Origin of the sequence: Gordonia sp. PP30 (assembly GCF_023100845.1) — a bacterium.
Taxonomy (GTDB): Bacteria; Actinomycetota; Actinomycetes; order Mycobacteriales; family Mycobacteriaceae; genus Gordonia.
The window spans coordinates 1363042-1377078 of the sequence record NZ_CP095864.1; the positions used below are offsets into that span (position 1 = coordinate 1363042).

A 14037-nucleotide genomic window follows, 5' to 3' on the forward strand; every position below is an offset into this window, starting at 1 on the left:
AACGAGTGGCCTCGACTCCGCTCGACCGTCACCGTTCGGCGTGGCGGGGGAGCGTCGGGCCGGGGAACGGGCGGTGGCGCCCGGGTGGATATCACCGGACCTGCCGATGCGCGGCGGCCGGGGCCGGTCCGGCGCGGCTACCGTGGGGCCATGGCCATCCCCGAAGCGATCACCCTGGACTCCTGCCGACTCGCACCCAAGGTGCTTCTGCACGACCACCTCGACGGCGGGCTGCGGCCCTCGACCGTGCTGGACCTGGCCCGCGAGAACGGCTACGACGCCCTGCCCGCCGACGACTCCGACGCGCTCGCCACCTGGTTCGCCACGGCCGCCGACTCCGGCTCGCTGGAGACCTATCTGGAGACCTTCACGCACACCGTCGCCGTCATGCAGACCCCGCACTCGCTGACCCGGGTGGCCCGCGAATGCGCGGAGGACCTGTCGGCCGACGGGGTGGTGTACGCGGAGATCCGGTTCGCCCCGGAACTGCACACCGAGCGGGGGATGAGCCTCGACGAGGTGGTCGAGGCGGTGCTGCTCGGATTCGCCGAGGGCGAGGAACTGTCCCGCGACGCGGGGCGGCCGATCGTCGTGCGGTGCCTGCTGACCGCGATGCGGCATGCCGCGCGGTCGCGGGAGATCGCCGAGCTGGCAATCCGGTTCCGGGATCGCGGCGTGGTCGGATTCGACATCGCGGGGGCCGAAGCGGGCAACCCGCCGTCGCGGCATCTCGACGCGTTCGAGTACCTGCGGGGCGAGAACTCCCACTTCACCATCCACGCGGGTGAGGCGTTCGGGCTGCCGTCGATCCACGAGGCGATCGCCTTCTGCGGTGCCGACCGGCTCGGCCACGGCGTCCGCGTCATCGACGACATCACGCTGCCGCCGGGGTCGTCACCCGACCAGCACGACTACTCCGGTGCGGTGCTCGGACCGATCGCCGACTACGTGCGGGACAAGCGGATCCCGCTCGAACTGTGCCCGAGCAGCAACGTGCAGACCGGCGCGGTGGCGTCGATCGCCGAGCATCCCTTCAACGTGCTGGCCCGACTGCGCTTCCGGGTCACGGTGAACACCGACAACCGGCTGATGAGCAACACCACCATGAGCCGCGAGTTCACCGTGCTGCACGACGCCTTCGGCTACGGCTGGGCCGACTTCGAGCGGTTCACCGTCAACGCGATGAAGTCGGCGTTCCTGCACTTCGACCAGCGGCTCGCGCTGATCGACGACGTGATCAAGCCCGGGTACGCGGTGCTCCTCGGCTAAGCCGGCGACACTCCGCTCGATCGGGGTCAGCCGCGGCGGACCAGGCGCTCCTCGAAGTCGCCGACCAGGGCGCGCCACGACTCGGACTCGTTGTCGAACGGACCGGACGGGGCGAGCCGGTTCGGGTCCGGCTTGATGGCGTAGTCGACGAACCAGCCGAGCGGCGTGGTGGTGCGCAGCGCCTCGTCGACGGTGTCGATCCCGGCGAAGTCGGCGGCGTCGGTGAGCAGTTCGACGGCCAGATCGAGCTGGCGGCTGTCGACGCGGCGGGGACCTTCGAGCATGTCCTCGTCGATGCCGGGCAGCGCGTACTCGTTCTCCGGCAGCACGTCGTAGGTCAGTTCGCCGGCGTTCGCCATCGACTGGACCTCGTCGTAGGTGGACACGCGCGCGAGCTCATGGCTGTTGGATTCGGCCAGGTAGCGGGTGAGGGCGCGCTCGGAGCTGAATCCGTAGATGGTGCCCTTGCCCCCCAGGAAGACCGGCTTGTCGCCCACGTAGCAGCGCAGCGTGAGGAACTCGCCCTCGTCGGTGAAGATCCGGATCGGGTCGATGCCGACCTCGGCCCAGAAGCCCTCGTCCTCGTCTTCCTCGTCGAGGTCGTCCGCGTCGTCCTGCTCGTCGTCGGTGTCCTCGTCGTCGCTGAGCGGATCCACCGGCTCGAACTCCGGCTCGTCCTCGTCCTCGGCGGAGGCGGCGGCATCCAGCTCGTCCTCGGCGACGACGAGGGCCTCGGCGTCGACCTCGGGGGTGGTGACGACGTCGTCGAGCGCGTCGATCACGTCGTCCCAGTGCTTGGCGATCAGGCGGCCGATACGCACCCACAGGTCCACGCCCTCGCGGCCGTGGAAGTTGTCGGTGCCGACGGTGACGGCGCCCAGGATGGGGTTGGCGGTGAAGAACTTGGTGACCGGGGTCAGCTCGCAGACCTCACCGATGATGCGGGTGATCTCCAGGGCGTTCTCGAGCTCCGCGATCACCTCGCCGCGCGGATCCTCGGCGGCCAGCTCCGGCACGCCGATCAGGTCGTAGCTGTGCTTGTCGTCCGGGATCAGTTCCTCGGCCTTGAGCTTCCGGACCGTGTCCCACTGGGGATGATCGGCCAGGTCGTTGTCGTCGTCGGTGCGGACGAACGCGGCCAGCGCGGCGACCGAATCGAACCCGTAGAGGTCCTCCTCGAGCCCGAGGAAGGCCTCCCACTCGTCGTCGCCTTCGCGCCAGCGCGGGGCCCACAGGGTGAACAGGTTGCCATCGGTGAGTCCGAGCTCGATGGGGACGATGTCTCCGGCCATGCGCATGAGACTACCGGGGCCGGTAGAAGCCTTCGAACTGCTGGTCCAGATTCGCGGTGCGAATGGCACTGACCTGTACCGGATCTCCGGCCTCGACCATCTGGCCGTTGCCGATGACCATCGCGACGTGGCCGCTCCAGACCGCGAGATCGCCCGGCCGCAAGTCCGACTGCGAGACCCGGAAACCGGCGGTGTCCTGGTCCTGCGCGAGCCGGGGGAGCTCGAGTCCGGCCTGCCGGTAGGCCCATTGCGTGAGCCCGCTGCAATCGAAGCCGGCCGGCGTGGTGCCGCCCCACACGTACGGGACGCCACGCTGGCTCAGTGCGGCACGGACCGCCGTCGCCGCCCGCTGATTGGGCGCGTACGCCACCGACCCGTCCGGGAGCCGGATCGGCACCGCGCCCGGGGTGGTCGACGTGATCGTCGCCGGGGCCTGGTGCCGGGCGAGCCCGGCGGTGTCGCCGGCCAGCTCGGACTGGGTGCGATGGACGACGGCGAGCCCGCGAGCGAGGTAGCTCGCGGCGAGCGGCACCAGGGTGAGCAGAGCGGCCGGAGTGAGCGACGGAACCGCGGCGCCGGCGGCCGCGACGAACCCGTCGGCGAGCGCGTTGAGTTCGGTGTTGGCCGCCTTCACCCGCCGTGCCGCGGAGCCGACGAGGGCGGCGATGTCCGCGCCGTCGTCGCCGACGGCCGCATCGGCCTTACCGGTGGCGGTGCTCAAGGTGCCCGCGGCAGTCCCGCCCGTGCCGGTCCAGCCGGCCGCGGTGTCGGCGGCCGCGCGGCCGGCCAGAGCGGCGGCCCAGCCGAGGGCGGGACCCGAGGCGGTCAGGGCGCCGACCGGACCGCCGGCAGGGAGATCACCGGTGCCGAGCGTCGCGATCAGCGTCCGCAGTGGCGCGATGAGGAACTCGAAACTCATGCTCGCATCTCCCGTCCACCGGCGGTGTCGGCGGCGGCGTAGGCCGCCGCCCCGGTCAGCGTGTTCGCGGCCTGGCCGGCATGCGCCCGGGCGAGGTCGTCGAGCCGCCCGGTGCGGGCGTGCAGGGCGGCCGACAGCGCGGCCAGGAAGGGCGCGCCGATCAGGCCGAAGGTCGGCGCGAGCGTGGCGGCGTCGAACCGTTCGGCGACGGCGCGATCGGCGATCAGGCCGGCGGCGCTGGAGTGCCGGCCGGCGACGGTGGACAGGACGGGCGGTGAGACTGAGAGATTCTTCATGGTGTTTTGACGCGCCAGCGTCCCGTTCGGTTCCACTTTCTCCCGCGGCGCGTCGCGTTACGCTTGCTCGCCATGGACGACGGAACCCTGGAACTGACCGTGGTGGACCACCCGTTGGTCCGGACACGACTCACCGCGCTGCGCGATGAGCGCACCCCGAATGCGCAGTTCCGGACACTTCTGACGCAGCTGTCGTCGCACCTGATCTACGCGGCGACGGCCGAGCACGACACCGCGCCGGTCATGGTGAACACGCCGATCGGGCCGTTCGAGGGCGCTGAACTCGCCCGGCCGCCGCTGCTGGTGCCCGTCCTGCGCGCCGGTCTGGGCATGCTGGACGCGGCGATGAACCTGCTCCCGGAGGCGCAGGTCGGGTTCGTCGGCGTCGCCCGCGACGAGCAGACCGCCCGGCCGCACGAATACCTGGTGTCCCTCCCGGAGAACCTGTCCGGACGTCCCGTCCTGGTGCTCGACCCGATGCTGGCGACCGCCGGATCGATGCGGCACACCCTGGAGGTCCTGGACCGGCGCGGCGCCGACGACGTGACCGCGATCTGCGTGATCGGCGCGCGGGAGGGCGTGGCGGCGCTGCGGGAAGCCGCCGCCACCCGCTCGCCTCGCCGGTTGCGGCTGGTGATCGGCGCGATCGACGACGGCCTCAACGAGCAGTCGTACATCGTGCCGGGCCTCGGCGATGCCGGCGACCGGCTGTTCGGCCCGCGGAACTTCTGACGGGCTCAGTTCACCCAGGAGTCCAGCATCGGCTCGTTCGCCACGGTGCTGCCGCCGTCGGTGATGACCAGCGCGGACGGCGACACGAGGTACTGGGTGGCCCCGTTGGTCGCGGTGAACGACGACCCCGAGCGCGTCGGATACCCGACCTCGATGGTGTTCCCGTCGGCGTAGCCCTTGTAGTAGTAGCGCCCGGTCTGGTCGCCGACCTGGCAGATCACGACGAGGGAGCGGTTGGTGCGGCCGATGAAGACCGCCGGGTCCTCGCCGACGTTGCAGCGCGGGCCGGAGTAGAAGCCGTGGATGTCCGCGCCGGTCACCGAGACCGGGGAGCCGGTGACCACCGTCGGGGGCGTGGTGGTCACGGTGGTCGTCGCGGGCGGCACGGTGGTCTCCGCGGCGGTGCCGCCCGGCCGGTGCTCGGTCACCGTGGTGACCGCGCCGGGCTGCGCGGCGTCGTCGTTCTTCTGATGGCCGCCGAATCCGCCGCGCAGGGCGACGACGATCAGCACGATCACCGCGACGGCCGCGACCCCCGCGGCGAGGCCGGCGAGGATCTGCGGCGTCCGGTTCGGGCGCTGCGGGGGATAGCCGCCCGGGTACGCGCCGGGATACCCGGCCGGGTAGGCGTGCGGCTGGGTGTAGTCGCCGCTGTACGGCGGCGGCGCGCTCTGCGGCTGCGTGTACGCGTCGGATGTCGGCCCGATCTGGGTCGGTTCGTACGGATGCGGATGATTCGGGTCGGTCACGGCGTTCCCCTCTCTGACAGCGTCCCGTCCGGAAGCCCGGCCAGGACCGCCGACAGCAGTCCGGCGAGCGCCTCCGCGGGCCGCTGGTCCCCAGGCGGTACGGCCGCCTCCCCGTAGTACTTGAGTTTCGGTTCGGTCCCGCTCGGGCGGGCGACGATCCGCACGGTGATCCCCGACCGATCACGACCGGCCAATTCTACGGCGTCGGTGTGCGGACCGGGGCCGCCGGCGGCCAGATCAGCCACGACGACCGGCACACCCGCGAGCGCGGCAGGCGGGTCGCGGCGCAGCCCGGCCATCAGGGCCGCGAGGTCCGCCTGCCGTTCGACACGCAGACTCCGCTGCGCGGTGACCCGCCGGCCGTAGGCGGTCATCAGTTCCTCCAGCGCGGCCGCCAGATCGCTGCCGGCCCGCGTGCGGGCCGCGGCGAGTCGTGCCAGGGCCACCGCGGCGCTGATGCCGTCCTTGTCGCGGACGGCATCCGGGTCGACGCAGTGCCCGAGCGCCTCCTCATAGGCGTAGACCAGCGGTTCCCCGGCCTGCACCAGCCATTTGAAACCGGTCAGCGTGCGCACCGAGCGCGCGCCGCGCGCCTCGGCGATCGCGCCGGCGAGAGTGCCGGACACGATCGACGACGCCACCACCGGTGCGCGGCCGTGCCGGCCGGCGGCCTGCCGCTCGTCGAGGATCGCAGCGGTGAGCAGGGCGCCGGTCTCGTCGCCGGTCAGCATCCGCCATTCGCCGTCGCGGCCGGGTACGCCGACGGCGCACCGGTCGGCGTCCGGGTCGAGGGCGATCGCCAGGTCGGCGCGGCGGTCGGCGGCCAGCGACAGCAGCAGGTCCGTGGCGCCGGGCTCCTCTGGGTTGGGAAAGGCGACGGTGGGGAAGTCGGGATCCGGTTCGGCCTGTGCGGCGACGACGTGGACATCGCCGAATCCGCTGCGCCGCAGGGCCTCGACGGCGAGCGCGCCGCCCACACCGTGCAGCGGGGTCAGCGCGATCCGCAGCGGGGTGGTCTCCGGCGCGCCGAAGCGCGCGTCGAGCCGGGCCAGGTAGTCGTCGCGGACGGCGCGGGCCCGGGCGTCGGGCTCGACGGGTACGCGTGGAATGTCCGCGGCGGGCGGGGCCGCCGCGATGCACGCCTCGATCTCGCGGTCGGCCGGCTCGATCAGCTGCGCGCCGCCGTCCAGGTACACCTTGAAGCCGTTGTCGCGCGGCGGGTTGTGCGAGGCGGTGATCATCACCCCGGCCACCGCCCCGAGCCGGCGGGTTGCGAAGGCCACGAGCGGGGTGGGGCCGGGTACGGGCAGGGCGACGACGTCGAAGCCGGCGGCGGCGAAGGTCTGCGTCGTCGCCGCGAAGAAGTCCTCGGAACCGTGGCGCGCATCGCGTCCGACGACGACGGCGCCGCCCGCCGCGTGGCGCCGGCGCAGCCAGTCCGCGAGGCCCGCGGTGGCCCGGGTGACGGTCTCGACGTTCATGGCGTCCGGGCCGTCGCCGACCGGTCCGCGCAGGCCGGCGGTGCCGAAGTGGAGCGTCACCGCGAGTCCATCGCGGCCACGACGTCGGCCAGCAGCTCACCCATCCGGCTCGCCGACGCCGCGCCGACCGCCAGCACCTCGGCGTGATTCAGCGGCTCGCCGGTGATGCCCGCGGCGAGGTTGGTCACCAGTGAGATGCCCATGACGTCGATGCCGGCGGCCCGTGCCGCGATCGTCTCGTGCACCGTGGACATGCCCACCAGGTCGGCGCCGACGGCGCCGAGCATCCGGATCTCCGCCGGGGTCTCGTACTGCGGGCCGGGCAGTCCCGCGTACACGCCCTCCCGCAGGTCCGGGTCGACGGAGCGGGCCAGTGCGCGCAGGGCGGGCGCGTAGGCGTCGACCATGTTCACGAACTGTGCGCCGGACAGCGGGGAGCGGCCGGTCAGGTTGAGTTGGTCGCTGATGAGGACGGGTTCGCCGACCCGCAGTCCCGGGGCGATCCCGCCGGCGGCGTTGGTCAGCACCACGGTGTGGCAGCCGGCGGCGGCCGCGGTCCGGACCGGGTGGACCACCCGGGCCAGGTGGTGACCCTCGTAGGCGTGGACCCGTCCCAGCAGGACCAGGACCCGCTTGGTGCCGATCCGGACCGAGCGCACGGTGCCGCGGTGACCCTGCGCGGTCGGCGGCGTGAAGCCGGGCAGCCGGGACATCGGGACCTCGGCGACCGGCGGCCCGAGGGCGTCCGCGGCCGGCGCCCATCCGGAGCCGAGGACGATCGCGACATCGTGTCTGCCGCAGTCGGTTTCGGCGGAGATGGTGGCCGCCGCCGCGGCGGCCGCGGCGTCTGGATCGACGGTGGGGTCCATGGTGATCACCCTAAAGGGCAAGGGGTGGATCGAGCAGCGATAGAGTCTCTGCCATGCCGTATCTGAACGTGACCGACGACGCCGCCGAGGTCTTCCTGGGCACCGCGGGCGTCGAACTCGATGAGAACAATCCGGAGAATCGCTTCTCGCCGGCGTGGCTCGACGCCGTGGGCGCCACCCTCGACGAGGCCGTCGCCGCGAACAAGCCGATCATCCTCAGCGCGACCGGAAAGTTCTTCAGCAACGGTCTCGATACCGACTACGTCGCCGCGGCACCGGGCGAGCTTCCGGCGTACCTCGATCGCGTCCATGCGCTGTACACCCGGGTGCTGACCCTTCCGGCCCCGACGATCGCCGCCGTCAACGGCCACGCCTTCGGGGCCGGCGCCATGCTGGTCCTCTGCGCCGACCACCGGGTGATGCGGACCGAGCGGGGCTTCTGGTCGTTGCCCGAGGCCGCCCTGACCATGCCTTTCACCCGCGGTATGGCCGCCCTCGTGCGCACCCGCACTCCGGACGCCACGGCCACCGAGGCGATGCTGACCTCGCGCCGCTACGGCGCCGCCGATGCGGTCGCCGCCGGAGCCGTGGACGAGTCCGTCGGGGTGGAGTCGCTGCTGGACCGCGCCCGCGAGGTGGCCCGCGAGCGCGCCGGGCTGGTCGGCCCGAACCAGGCGACCATCAAGCGCGGCCTGCGCGGCCCGCTGCTGGAGGCCCTCGCCGTGCCGACGCCGCCGTCTCTGCTCTGATGACCGCCGGAGGAGTCGACGCCGGAATCAGTGCCTGGCTCGAGGCGAACCTCGGCCGGGTGATCGCCTGGCGCCGCGAGATCCACGCGAACCCGGAGCTCTCGATGGCCGAGTTCGCCACGACGGCGAAGGTCGTCGACGTGCTCACCGGCGCGGGGCTCTCGCCCGTCGTGCTGCCCAAGGGCACCGGCGTGGTGTGCGACTTCGGACCGGCCGACCGGCCGCGCATCGGCCTGCGCGCCGACCTCGACGGGCTGCCGATCCCGGAGCAGACCGGTCTGCCGTTCACCTCGCGCGTCGACGGCGTCTCGCACTCGTGCGGGCACGACGCGCACAGCGCGATCCTGATGGGCGTCGGCTGCCTGCTGGCCGGCCGCACCGACCTGCCGTTCGGGGTGCGCCTGATCTTCCAGGCCGCCGAGGAGGTGATGCCGGGCGGTGCGCTCGACGCGATCGACGCCGGCGTCACCGACGGCCTGGCGCGCATCTTCGCGCTGCACTGCGATCCGCACCTGCAGGTCGGTACCGTCGGGCTGCGGTCCGGGCCGCTCACCTCGGCCGCCGACCGGCTCGAGGTGCACCTGCGCGGTCCGGGCGGCCACACCTCGCGTCCGCACCTGACCAGCGACCTCATCTACGCGATGGGCACGCTCATCACCGGTCTGCCCGGCGTCCTGGCCCGCCGCATCGATCCGCGTTCGGGCACCGTGATGAGCTGGGGCGCGGTGCATTCCGGTGACGCCCCCAACGCGATCCCGCAGGAGGGGCGGCTGCGCGGCACCGTCCGCACCGGCGACCACGCGATCTGGGACGACATGGAGCCGCTGGTGCGCAGCGTCGTCGGCGAACTGGTCGCACCGCTCGGCGTCAGCTACGACCTGACCTACGTGCGGGGCGTCCCGCCGGTGGTGAACGACGAGGGCAGCGTCGGCATGCTGCGACGATCGGTGGCCGCGATGGACCCCGCGGCCGAGGTCGACACCCCGCAGTCCCCGGGCGGCGAGGACTTCGCCTGGTACCTGGAGCACGTCCCCGGCGCGATGGCGCGGCTGGGCGTCTGGTCGGGGACCGGCCCGCAGTGCGACCTGCATCAGCCGAACTTCGACATCGACGAGCGCGCCCTCGCCGTCGGCATCGCCACGCTCGCGGGCACGGTCCTGCACGGCGGCCCGCTGCCCTGAGCATTCCCGCCGCGCATCCCGCGGCGGTGGGTCAGGACTGGTTGTCGAGCGGGTCGTCGGGACCGGGCCCCACGTTGCGCGCCTCGTGCAGGCGCAGCCGCTCCACGTAGTCGCCCGGGGCTCCGGCGATCTCGGCGGCGTCGGCCATCACGCCGAGATAGCGGGCCGACGGCAGCCCACCCTCGTAGCCGTCGATCACGTACAGCCAGGCGAGCACCGGGCCGTTCGGGGTGTCGACGCGGGCCCGGATCTTCCGGTGCACACCGAGTTCGGTGCCCTCCCAGCGGTCGAGGTTGGCCTCGTCCTCGGGCGGGACGTCGTAGAGCACCACGAAGACCCGCGCGTCGGGGTCGTCCCGGTCCTCGGTGACGGTGGCCAGCGAGCCCTCCCAGCCGATGTCGTCGCCGGCGAACGTCAGTCGCCAGCCGTGCAGCCAGCCGGTGGACGACATCGGCGAGTGCGGAGCCCGCTGCAACATCTGTGCGGGGTCCATGTTCGACGCATACGCGGCATAGATGGGCACGCGAAAAGCCTAGGTGATCCCCGCGGCGGACGGAACTGCGCGTCCATCCGCGCCACCGGATAAGTTGGACGCGGACATATTGGTGTGGAAGTCGAGGAGTGGTGTCGTGGCGCGGATCGTGATCATCGGAGGCGGGCCCGCCGGCTATGAGGCGGCGCTCGCCGGAGCGGCCTACGGCGCCGACATCACGCTGATCGACTCGGACGGGATCGGCGGCGCCTGCGTGCTGTTCGACTGCGTGCCGAGCAAGACCTTCATCGCGTCGACCGGGGTGCGCACCGAGGTCCGCAAGGCGCATGATCTCGGCATCGACATCGACGCCGGGTCCGCGCTGGTCACCCTCCCGCAGATCCACCAGCGGGTGAAGGATCTCGCCTTCGCGCAGTCCGCGGACATCCGGGCGCGCCTGGTCAGCGAGGGCGTGCGCATCATCAACGCGTACGGCGCGCTCTCCGCGACGCAGCCGGGCAACGGCGCTCACGAGGTGATCGCGACGCATGCGGACGGGTCCACGGAAACCCTGGAGGGCGACGTGGTGCTCATCGCGACCGGCGCCTCCCCGCGCGAGCTGCCCGACGCGAAGCCGGACGGCGAGCGCATCCTCAGCTGGCGGCAGCTGTACGACCTGGACGAGCTGCCCGAGCACCTGATCGTCGTCGGTTCCGGTGTGACCGGCGCGGAATTCGTCCACGCCTACACCGAGCTCGGCGTGAAGGTGACCCTGGTGTCCAGCCGTGACCGCGTGCTCCCGCACGAGGACGAGGATGCGGCACTGGTCCTGGAAGAGGCGTTCGCCGAGCGCGGCGTCACCCTGATCAAGCACGCCCGCGCCGACCGGGTGACGCGCCGGGGCGACGAGGTGACCGTGGAACTGGCCGACGGCCGGACGGTGACCGGCTCGCACGTGCTGATGACGGTGGGCTCGATCCCGAACACCGCGCACCTCGGTCTGGCCGGTGCCGGGGTGGCCACCGACCGCGGCGGCTACATCACCGTCGACCGCGTCTCGCGCACCTCGGTGCCGGGGATCTACGCGGCCGGCGACTGCACCGGACTGCTGCCGCTGGCCTCGGTGGCCGCCATGCAGGGCCGCATCGCGATGTACCACTCGCTGGGCGAGGGCGTGAGCCCGCTCCGGCTGAAGACCGTGGCCTCGGCCATCTTCACCCGGCCGGAGATCGCCACCGTCGGCGTCTCGCAGAAGGCGATCGACGCCGGGGAGTACCCCGCGCGCACGGTCATGCTGCCGCTGGCGACCAATCCGCGGGGCAAGATGAGCGGCCTGCGACGCGGCTTCGTCAAGATCTTCTGCCGCCCCGCGACGGGTGTGGTGATCGGCGGCGTCATCGTGTCGCCGAACGCGTCCGAGCTGATCCTGCCGATCGCGCTCGCCGTGGAGAACAAGCTGCAGGTCTCCGACCTGGCACACACCTTCTCGGTGTATCCGTCGCTGACCGGGTCGATCACTGAGGCCGCGCGCCAGCTGGTGCGGCACGACGACCTCGACTGACCCGGTGACTCCGGGCCAGGCGCCCGGGAACGGGCAGGCCGGCACGTGGCGCCGGCTCTTCCACCGCGATCACCGTGCGCCGGTGATCGTGCTGGCCGGCGGCGTCGGCCTGTTCGCGACCAACACCTATGTGACGACGAGTCTGCTGCCGAGTGCCGTCGCCGAGATCGGCGGCGAGAAGCTGTACGCGTGGACGATGACCGTCTTCGTGGTCTCCGCGGTGATCAGCTCGATGCTGGTGAGCCGCTCGCTCGAACGACTGGGCGGCAGGTCGTCGTATCTGCTGGGCTTCGGGGTCTTCGCGGCCGGCACCGTGATCACCGCGGCCGCGCCCACCATGCCCGTCATGCTGGTGGGCCGCTGCGTGCAGGGGCTCGCGGCCGGGTTACTGGCCGGCCTGGGCTTCGCGGTGCTCCGTCTGGTGCTGCCGGAGCAGTTGTGGCAGCGGGCGGTGGCGCTGATGTCGGCGATGTGGGGCGTCGGCAATCTCCTCGGCCCGGTGATCGGCGGATTCTTCGCGCAGATCGGCTGGTGGCGCGGTGCGTTCGTTTTCCTGGCCGTGGGATCGGTGGCGCTCGCGGTGCTCACTCTCACCTCGCTGCCGGCGGCGGCGTCGCGGGGCGAGTCGCCCGGCGAGGGCGTGCCCTGGCTGGCGCTGGTGCTGCTGGCGAGCGCTGCGCTGCTGGTGAGCGTCGCCTCGATCGAGTCGTCACCGCTGCTGGTCGCGGTCCTGGTGGTCGCCGCCTCGGGGGTGGCCGCGGCATTCGTGATCCGGGAACGGACGACGTCGGGGCCGCGTGTGCTGCCCGAGTCGACGTATCGCGGGCGTTCGCCGTTGCGCTGGATCTACGCCTCGATCGCCGTGCTCACCCTCGCCTCGACCATCGAGACCTTCATTCCGCTGTTCGGTCAGCGGCTGGGCGGGATGTCGCCGCTGGTCGCCGGCTTCCTCGGGGCGGCGATCTCGTGGGGCTGGACCGTCGGTTCCATCGCCAGCTCGAACGTCGACGGCGATCGCGGGAAGAAGCTGGTGCGGGTGGCGGGGCCGCTGACGGTGTCGGCGGGCCTCCTCGGCTACGGCGCCCTGCAGATCGCGGCGCCGTCGGGCGCGATCCAGGCGGGCTGGTACCTGGCGCTGTTCGTCTCCGGCTGCGGGATCGGCATGGCGATGGCACACTGGCTCACCGCCGGACTCAAGGTGGCGGCCCAGCCGCGCGAGGCCGCGCGGGTGTCGGCCGGGATGAACACCGCGCAGCTGATCGCGACGGCCTTCGGGTCGGCGCTGGCCGGTCTGCTGGTCGCTCTTGGCGGGCCGTCGCTGCTAGGCTCGGCGCGGGTGCTCAGCTTCGGCTACGCCGTGATCGGTGTGGTGGCCGTCGGTATCGCGGTGCGCGAGTTCACCGTGGCGCGTCGTTCCGGGCCGCCCCCGGCACCGGCCGTTAGCGACGTGCCGCCTATCGTTCGGCGGCGAGAAGCTCGTCGATCTGGTTGATGGCCGACGTCGCGCCCTCGACCATGCCCATGTCGAGCACCTTCTGCAGGCTCTCGGCGTCGGTGTACGTCCCGGTGTAGACCGCGCGCGTGACGCCGTCGTGCTCGGTGAACGTGTAGACGTTCTTCGAGACCGGCATCGAGGCGACCGGGTTCAGGTTGGCGTCGGCGAACCCGTCGTCGAAGGCGAACGAGTTCGGGGCGTCGACCGCGGTGATCCGCCACCAGCCGCCGAACCGCTCGCCGTCCGGGCCGGTCATGTAGTACGTGCAGAGGGTGCCGGGCGTCAGGTCGTGCTCGACGAAGGTCGCGGGGTGACTGGGCGGGCCCCAGATGCGTTCCAGCTGCCGGGCGTCGGCGTAGATCTGCCAGACCCGCTCGCGCGGGGCGGCGAACTCGGCGGTGATGGTCAGGGTGAAGGTGTCGGGGTCGTGGGTGACATCGATGACGGGCATGACGGGCTCCTGGTCAGGGTGATGGGGAAGGGGTGGATTCGGGATGCGGGGGATCGGGGTGCGGGGGATCGGCGGCGAGCAGTTCGTCGACCCGGGTGATCCGGCCGCGCCAGATCTGTTCCAGGTCGCCGAGCATGCCGCGCACCGACCGCACAGCGGCGACGTCGCCCGAGGCCATCTGCTGCCGGCCGCTGCGCCGTTTGGTCAGCAGTCCGGCACGTTCGAGGACGGCGACGTGCTTCTGTACCGCGGCGAAGGTCATGTCGTAGTGCTCCGCCAGTGCGGTGACCGAGTGTTCCCCGGCCAGCACGCGCCGCAGGATGTCGCGGCGGGTCCGGTCGGCCAGGGCGTGGAACAGGGCATCGGCCCGGTCCTCGTCCTCGTCGGTCACCACCTCAATATACAACCATCTGGTTGTATGTCAATGAGTGGCAGCGCCGAGGTTTCGTTTCGCGGCGTGCGTGGCATCCCCGATCTTCGGTGCGGATCACCCTGAACTTCCGCGCGGGCTCTCGACGCCG

15 protein-coding genes are annotated in these 14037 nt (G+C 72.1%); 6 read left to right on the forward strand and 9 right to left on the reverse strand.

The annotated features are described in order from the left end of the window. Positions 1-150 precede the first annotated feature (150 nt). Positions 151-1269, forward strand: a complete 1119-nt coding sequence (locus MYK68_RS06315; RefSeq protein WP_247867033.1) for an adenosine deaminase — start codon at positions 151-153, stop codon at positions 1267-1269. Between the two features lie 26 nt (positions 1270-1295). Here the strand turns inward: MYK68_RS06315 and MYK68_RS06320 are convergent, their stop codons facing one another. Genes MYK68_RS06320 through MYK68_RS06330 form a run of 3 tightly spaced genes read right to left on the reverse strand, consistent with a single transcriptional unit; the run spans position 1296 to position 3776 of the window. Then, complete coding sequence (locus MYK68_RS06320) at positions 1296-2561, reverse strand: SatS C-terminal domain-containing protein (RefSeq protein WP_247867034.1); 1266 nt, start codon at positions 2559-2561, stop codon at positions 1296-1298. A 10-nt stretch (positions 2562-2571) separates the two neighbouring features. Beyond that, positions 2572-3480, reverse strand: a complete 909-nt coding sequence (locus MYK68_RS06325; RefSeq protein ID WP_247867035.1) for a C40 family peptidase — start codon at positions 3478-3480, stop codon at positions 2572-2574. Next, on the reverse strand, positions 3477-3776 hold the full coding sequence (locus MYK68_RS06330; RefSeq protein WP_247867036.1) for a type VII secretion target: 300 nt from the start codon (positions 3774-3776) through the stop codon (positions 3477-3479). The genes MYK68_RS06325 and MYK68_RS06330 overlap by 4 nt, the downstream gene beginning before the upstream one ends. A gap of 87 nt (positions 3777-3863) precedes the next feature. Here MYK68_RS06330 and upp point away from each other — a divergent pair, with 87 nt between their 5' ends. Next, complete coding sequence (gene upp, locus MYK68_RS06335) at positions 3864-4508, forward strand: uracil phosphoribosyltransferase (protein WP_502798323.1); 645 nt, start codon at positions 3864-3866, stop codon at positions 4506-4508. A gap of 5 nt (positions 4509-4513) precedes the next feature. Here upp and MYK68_RS06340 read toward each other — a convergent pair whose 3' ends face one another. The 3 genes from MYK68_RS06340 to MYK68_RS06350 are packed head-to-tail and all read right to left on the reverse strand — an operon-like array spanning position 4514 to position 7607. After that, a complete protein-coding gene (locus MYK68_RS06340) occupies positions 4514-5257 on the reverse strand; it encodes a hypothetical protein (protein ID WP_247867038.1) in 744 nt (247 codons plus the stop codon). Further along, positions 5254-6738: a phospho-sugar mutase gene (locus MYK68_RS06345; protein WP_247867945.1), complete on the reverse strand. Its 1485-nt coding sequence runs from the start codon at positions 6736-6738 to the stop codon at positions 5254-5256. Before MYK68_RS06345 ends, MYK68_RS06340 begins: the two co-directional genes overlap by 4 nt. A gap of 56 nt (positions 6739-6794) precedes the next feature. After that, complete coding sequence (locus tag MYK68_RS06350) at positions 6795-7607, reverse strand: purine-nucleoside phosphorylase (RefSeq protein WP_247867039.1); 813 nt, start codon at positions 7605-7607, stop codon at positions 6795-6797. A 53-nt stretch (positions 7608-7660) separates the two neighbouring features. Between MYK68_RS06350 and MYK68_RS06355 the strand changes: the two genes are divergently transcribed. Together MYK68_RS06355 and MYK68_RS06360 are read left to right on the forward strand one after the other, a co-directional pair. After that, positions 7661-8356 (forward strand): enoyl-CoA hydratase/isomerase family protein, encoded by a 696-nt coding sequence (locus tag MYK68_RS06355; RefSeq protein WP_247867040.1) that lies wholly within the window; start codon positions 7661-7663, stop codon positions 8354-8356. Beyond that, entirely contained in the window at positions 8356-9537 is a 1182-nt protein-coding gene (locus tag MYK68_RS06360) for an amidohydrolase (RefSeq protein WP_247867041.1), read from the forward strand. The genes MYK68_RS06355 and MYK68_RS06360 overlap by 1 nt, the downstream gene beginning before the upstream one ends. Positions 9538-9568: 31 nt before the next feature. On the opposite strand, the gene MYK68_RS06365 is transcribed toward MYK68_RS06360, so the two are convergent. Then, positions 9569-10060, reverse strand: coding sequence for a gamma-glutamylcyclotransferase family protein (locus tag MYK68_RS06365; RefSeq protein WP_247867042.1), 492 nt, complete (start codon positions 10058-10060; stop codon positions 9569-9571). Positions 10061-10166: 106 nt separating this feature from the next. Here MYK68_RS06365 and MYK68_RS06370 point away from each other — a divergent pair, with 106 nt between their 5' ends. Together MYK68_RS06370 and MYK68_RS06375 are read left to right on the forward strand one after the other, a co-directional pair. Beyond that, entirely contained in the window at positions 10167-11570 is a 1404-nt protein-coding gene (locus MYK68_RS06370; RefSeq protein ID WP_247867043.1) for an NAD(P)H-quinone dehydrogenase, read from the forward strand. Positions 11571-11574: 4 nt separating this feature from the next. Continuing rightward, entirely contained in the window at positions 11575-13062 is a 1488-nt protein-coding gene (locus tag MYK68_RS06375; RefSeq protein ID WP_247867044.1) for an MFS transporter, read from the forward strand. Here MYK68_RS06375 and MYK68_RS06380 read toward each other — a convergent pair. Together MYK68_RS06380 and MYK68_RS06385 are read right to left on the reverse strand one after the other, a co-directional pair. Beyond that, on the reverse strand, positions 13025-13516 hold the full coding sequence (locus MYK68_RS06380; protein ID WP_247867045.1) for an SRPBCC family protein: 492 nt from the start codon (positions 13514-13516) through the stop codon (positions 13025-13027). The genes MYK68_RS06375 and MYK68_RS06380 overlap by 38 nt on opposite strands. Positions 13517-13529: 13 nt before the next feature. Further along, positions 13530-13907, reverse strand: a complete 378-nt coding sequence (locus tag MYK68_RS06385) for an ArsR/SmtB family transcription factor (protein WP_247867046.1) — start codon at positions 13905-13907, stop codon at positions 13530-13532. Positions 13908-14037 lie beyond the last annotated feature (130 nt).

Excerpts from the sequence above, each read along its gene's own strand:
- MYK68_RS06320 (WP_247867034.1), bottom strand. The coding sequence starts at position 2,561 with ATGGCCGGAGACATCGTCCCCATCGAGCTCGGACTCACCGATGGCAAC.
- MYK68_RS06355 (WP_247867040.1), top strand. The coding sequence starts at position 7,661 with ATGCCGTATCTGAACGTGACCGACGACGCCGCCGAGGTCTTCCTGGGC.
- MYK68_RS06360 (WP_247867041.1), top strand. The coding sequence starts at position 8,356 with ATGACCGCCGGAGGAGTCGACGCCGGAATCAGTGCCTGGCTCGAGGCG.
- MYK68_RS06315 (WP_247867033.1), top strand. The coding sequence starts at position 151 with ATGGCCATCCCCGAAGCGATCACCCTGGACTCCTGCCGACTCGCACCC.
- MYK68_RS06325 (WP_247867035.1), bottom strand. The coding sequence starts at position 3,480 with ATGAGTTTCGAGTTCCTCATCGCGCCACTGCGGACGCTGATCGCGACG.
- MYK68_RS06345 (WP_247867945.1), bottom strand. The coding sequence starts at position 6,738 with ATGAACGTCGAGACCGTCACCCGGGCCACCGCGGGCCTCGCGGACTGG.
- MYK68_RS06380 (WP_247867045.1), bottom strand. The coding sequence starts at position 13,516 with ATGCCCGTCATCGATGTCACCCACGACCCCGACACCTTCACCCTGACC.
- MYK68_RS06350 (WP_247867039.1), bottom strand. The coding sequence starts at position 7,607 with ATGGACCCCACCGTCGATCCAGACGCCGCGGCCGCCGCGGCGGCGGCC.
- MYK68_RS06330 (WP_247867036.1), bottom strand. The coding sequence starts at position 3,776 with ATGAAGAATCTCTCAGTCTCACCGCCCGTCCTGTCCACCGTCGCCGGC.